At 60.5% G+C, this 3,708-nt stretch carries 7 protein-coding genes and 1 pseudogene; 1 reads left to right on the top strand and 7 read right to left on the bottom strand.

Translation table 11 applies throughout. The features are described from left to right. The coding region (locus EN884_RS29235; RefSeq protein WP_164895217.1) for an amino acid ABC transporter ATP-binding protein at window positions 1–492 on the top strand (492 nt) is incomplete at its 5' end. 150 nt (window positions 493–642) lie between these two features. On the opposite strand, the gene EN884_RS38780 is transcribed toward EN884_RS29235, so the two are convergent. The 7 genes and pseudogenes from EN884_RS38780 to EN884_RS39100 form a co-directional block, all read right to left on the bottom strand. Beyond that, window positions 643–906, bottom strand: a complete 264-nt coding sequence (locus tag EN884_RS38780) for a hypothetical protein (protein WP_063170684.1) — start codon at window positions 904–906, stop codon at window positions 643–645. 40 nt (window positions 907–946) lie between these two features. Then, window positions 947–1,075, bottom strand: coding sequence for a hypothetical protein (locus EN884_RS40200; RefSeq protein ID WP_275955654.1), 129 nt, complete (start codon window positions 1,073–1,075; stop codon window positions 947–949). A gap of 75 nt (window positions 1,076–1,150) precedes the next feature. Then, window positions 1,151–1,366 (bottom strand): annotated as a pseudogene (locus EN884_RS29225) (IS1 family transposase); the annotation flags it as partial. 122 nt (window positions 1,367–1,488) lie between these two features. Further along, window positions 1,489–2,295 (bottom strand): hypothetical protein, encoded by an 807-nt coding sequence (locus tag EN884_RS29220; protein WP_244514473.1) that lies wholly within the window; start codon window positions 2,293–2,295, stop codon window positions 1,489–1,491. Between the two features lie 342 nt (window positions 2,296–2,637). Further along, window positions 2,638–3,126 (bottom strand): SRPBCC family protein, encoded by a 489-nt coding sequence (locus EN884_RS29210; protein WP_013525198.1) that lies wholly within the window; start codon window positions 3,124–3,126, stop codon window positions 2,638–2,640. Then, the gene (locus EN884_RS29205) at window positions 3,123–3,440 is read right to left on the bottom strand and encodes a metalloregulator ArsR/SmtB family transcription factor (protein WP_063170682.1); all 318 of its coding nucleotides are present in this window, start codon (window positions 3,438–3,440) and stop codon (window positions 3,123–3,125) included. Before EN884_RS29205 ends, EN884_RS29210 begins: the two co-directional genes overlap by 4 nt. A 72-nt stretch (window positions 3,441–3,512) precedes the next feature. After that, window positions 3,513–3,708 (bottom strand): hypothetical protein (locus tag EN884_RS39100; RefSeq protein WP_206617665.1); only part of this gene is annotated, 196 nt, incomplete at its 5' end.

Here is a 3,708-nt window from a genome sequence, read left to right as displayed (position 1 = left end):
GGCATGGTGTTCCAGCACTTCAACCTGTTTCCGCATCTGACCGTGCTGATGAACTGCATGGCCGGGCCGATGTGGGTCAAGGGCGTTTCCGCCGCCGAGGCACGCAAGACCGCGCTGCAGTTCCTGGAGCGCGTGCGCATTCCCGAACAGGCGAACAAATTCCCGGTCCAGCTGTCGGGCGGCCAGCAGCAGCGCGTCGCCATTGCGCGAAGCCTGTGCATGAAGCCGGCGGTAATGCTGTTCGATGAGCCGACATCGGCACTCGACCCGGAAATGGTGTCGGAAGTGCTCGATACGATGACCGGGCTAGCGCGCGACGGCATGACTATGGTTTGCGTCACTCATGAAATGGGCTTTGCACGGGCGGTGGCCGACCGCGTCATCTTCATGGATGCCGGCCAGATAGTCGAGGAAGGCAAGCCGGACAGCTTCTTCGGCAATCCTCAGCACGATCGCACCAAGCTGTTTCTCAGCCAGATACTGAAGCACTGATACGCACATTTTGCCAAGCCAATGGCGGTGAGGGTAGTGGGTCAGTTATTCAGCGATAATGCGGACGGTCTCTGCTATGGTGGAGCGCAAGTCTCCACCCGTGCCGCCGCTCGCATCTGAAAGCGTCGGGCGCTTTCAACAGCAAGATGGTTAGGCTCCCACTCGCTGATCGGGATAAGGCTCGTTGCGGATTAGCTCGAACGTCGCTTTTACCACAAACAGCGGCGCGGTTGTACCGGCATGAACTTGCAATGCGACTTGGCGGAATGTGCCGTTCGGCATCTGGTCCTTGGCTATTTCGAGCAACGCCCTTGCTGCCTCATCTTCGGCAGAAGCTAGGGTTGGAAGGTCTGTGCCTTCCGTGTCCGGGTATGAGGTTCCATTGTCGACTAGATCGAAGAAGAAGCGGGCCATTTAGCCCTAATCGCGAACCCTCAGAAATGTTTCATTGCTACTACATCTCAATCAGGGCGTAGGCCACGCCGAAGATTGCAAGCGTTGCAGCCGCAAAAAACGCCCAGCCTTTTAAGGCGGCGCGCACATCCTCTGGCTTCGCGCCCTTCTGATTATCGTATTCGTCCATAGTAAAGACCCTGGTTCATCGGTCTGTCTTGATACCAACATCAATCGGCAGTGGGCAACCCTTCGGTGGGGTCTGTCAGGCGAACGCGCGCTTCTTATAGGAGCCGCGCACCGCCGGCTTCTCGGATTCCTTCGCTTCGATCAGGGCCACGATATCGCCAAACTCCCAAAGTTTGCCAGTCACGCCAGCGGCCATTGCCGGGGTCAGCCGCAAGGTCGCATGGATACGGCCAAAATTGTAGTACATGAAGTGAAGCGCCACGGCGTTGGCGTGAGCCTCCACCTTTTTGGAACTGGCGCCGGTGACGAGAAATGTGGCGCTGAGCCTGACTCCTGCTCGGCCTATCGCCGTGTCAGGCGGCCCTGCTTGCTGCGCCGTCGTTCGAATAGGCGGGGAAGTCCGTGTACCCCACTTCACCGTTGCGGGTGTAATAGACGGACCGGTCCGCCACAGCCAATGGCCAGCTGGCGCGGCCTGGGCATGCTCGACGTCATTGAAGCCGCCGCACCATATGAACGCGCCGGGGAACAACGCTCGCGCCTTGGCGAGCATGTCATGGTCGAGATGGCGCGCCTCGAACGTGACCGATTCCATGTTGCCGTCGGGCAGCAGCTCATAGAGCAGATGGACATAGGCCACGCCGCGGCGCCCGAGCTGCTCGACGATGTACAGGAACGTCTCCTCGACGAGGCGATCAGCGGGCATCGAACCATATACTTGCCGAACGGTGAAAGGCGAACCCCCACGCGTCCCGGGCCGAATTCCGCCACGACCGCGTCGACGACTTCCATCAGGAAGCGCGTACGATCTTCCATGCTGCCGCCGCCATAGCAGTCTGTGCGGGTGTTGAGCACCGAGTTCATGAACTGCTCGATCAGATAGCCATTGGCGGCATGGATCTCGATTCCGTCAAACCCGACCTCCCGGGCATTGGCGGCGGCTTTGGCGAAGGTTCCCACCATGGCCGTCACTTCCTCGGTGCTGAGCGGCCTCGGCATCTCTGCCGCCATGAAGCGCAACCGGCCGTCCGGGCCATGGGCGAATACCTCTGAGCCGACGGCCTGTTCCGCGGTCACACCCACTGGCGCCTGGCCGTTCGGCAGAAGCGAGGAATGCGCCAGTCGGCCGACATGCCACAGCTGCATGAAGATGGTGCCGCCCTGACGATGAACCTCTTCGGTCACCGGGCGCCAGGCCTGCTTTTGGGCTTCGGAGTGAATCCCGGGAATCCGCGCGTAGCCGTGGCTGGACGTGATCCACGTCGTTGACTTCGGAGATGATCAGGCCGGCGCTACCGCGCTGACCGTAATATTTGACGGTCAGTTCGTTCGGGAGGTCGCCATCTGTCGGAAGGGCGCCCTCGGAGGTAGAGCCGGTTGTCGTCGTCTGCAGGGATTACCGGTCCCGCCAGCCCTCCCGCAAATCCTTTGGACGAACCCGAGTAGATTGCCAACGCGACCGAGAATGTTTAACCAATAGGCTTCCATGTTGTCTCCGCTCACCGGAACCGCAATGGACCCAAACTGTGCTTGCGAGCGACGTTCTCAAATCCCGGCACGGCGTCAGGGCGCCCGACCGGTGAAAAGATCGTGGAACCGCTGCAGGTACAGCGGCCAGCCTTGATCGCTATCGACCCCACCGCGCACGCTCTCCCAGCCTTCGCCGTGGCGCTCGAAATTCCTGTGCTCGATCTCAACCCTGGTCCGGTTCTCCGTCTCCGCCGTGAACCGGACTTCCCATTCGCTGGTCTTGTTCAGGTCGGTCTCAATCTGCCACCGCGGGTTGATATCCCAACTCAGAACCAGCCGGCTCGGCGGATCGTAAGTCAATACACGAGCCCAGCGACACTCGCTGCCGTCGACGCCGCGATCGTAAACGTGCCCCCCAACCCAGGCTTCAAAGATCGTCTCAGCAATGGGCACTTTGAGAAGATTGTGCTCGCGAGGTTTGAACCTGCCGAAATCCTCGGTGAAGACCTTGAAGGCACGCGCCATAGATGCCTCGACGACGACGGAGTGCCTTACAGGCTCGGTAGCAGGATGCTTGCTCATACCTGGTCCTTCTTTGGAGGCTCGACGGCTAGTTTGTAGCCCGCCAGGGTCTTGCTCCAGAACTGATCGACTTCCGCGCGCAGACTTGCCAGGCCGCCGGGATCGATACGATATATGCTTTCCTTGCCCGAGCGCGTGTCGGCAACAAGCCCGGCCTCCTTGAGTACCTTCAGGTGCTGAGAGACCGCTGGTCTGGTTACAGGCAGCGCACGAGCAAGTCCGCTGACCGAACAAGGCTGTTCGAGCAACAGTTCGAAGATCGTTCGTCTCGTCGAATCTCCGAGCGCAGTCCAGTAGTTCGCGTTAGTGGCCACTAACGCGAACTTAAATCGACGGGCCTTCCATGTCAACCTTGGAGTAGTCGACGGGCGGCCCGTTGACTCTGATTAAGCCGCCTTGGCGGCCCCGTCTCGTCGCGCCTCCCGGGCGAGCCGCGGCGCATGCAAAAGCGCGAGCCGATGAGAGCGTTGCAGGACGATCTTGCCAAGGACCCGGACAGCCGATGCCGAGGTCATTACTGCAACCGGCTCCGATCCTGAGCCGATGGGAGGATCAGCGCGTCGCCGCCGGGAGAAGGTGAAT

The organism is Mesorhizobium sp. M7A.F.Ca.AU.001.01.1.1 (assembly GCF_004022735.1).
GTDB classification, from domain to species: Bacteria; Pseudomonadota; Alphaproteobacteria; order Rhizobiales; family Rhizobiaceae; genus Mesorhizobium; species Mesorhizobium ciceri.
This window is presented reverse-complemented; position numbering and strand designations above follow the sequence as displayed.

Coding starts and splice junctions, on each gene's coding strand:
- EN884_RS38780 (WP_063170684.1), bottom strand. CDS start 906: ATGGCCCGCTTCTTCTTCGATCTAGTCGACAATGGAACCTCATACCCG.
- EN884_RS29210 (WP_013525198.1), bottom strand. CDS start 3,126: ATGAGCAAGCATCCTGCTACCGAGCCTGTAAGGCACTCCGTCGTCGTC.
- EN884_RS40200 (WP_275955654.1), bottom strand. CDS start 1,075: ATGGACGAATACGATAATCAGAAGGGCGCGAAGCCAGAGGATGTGCGC.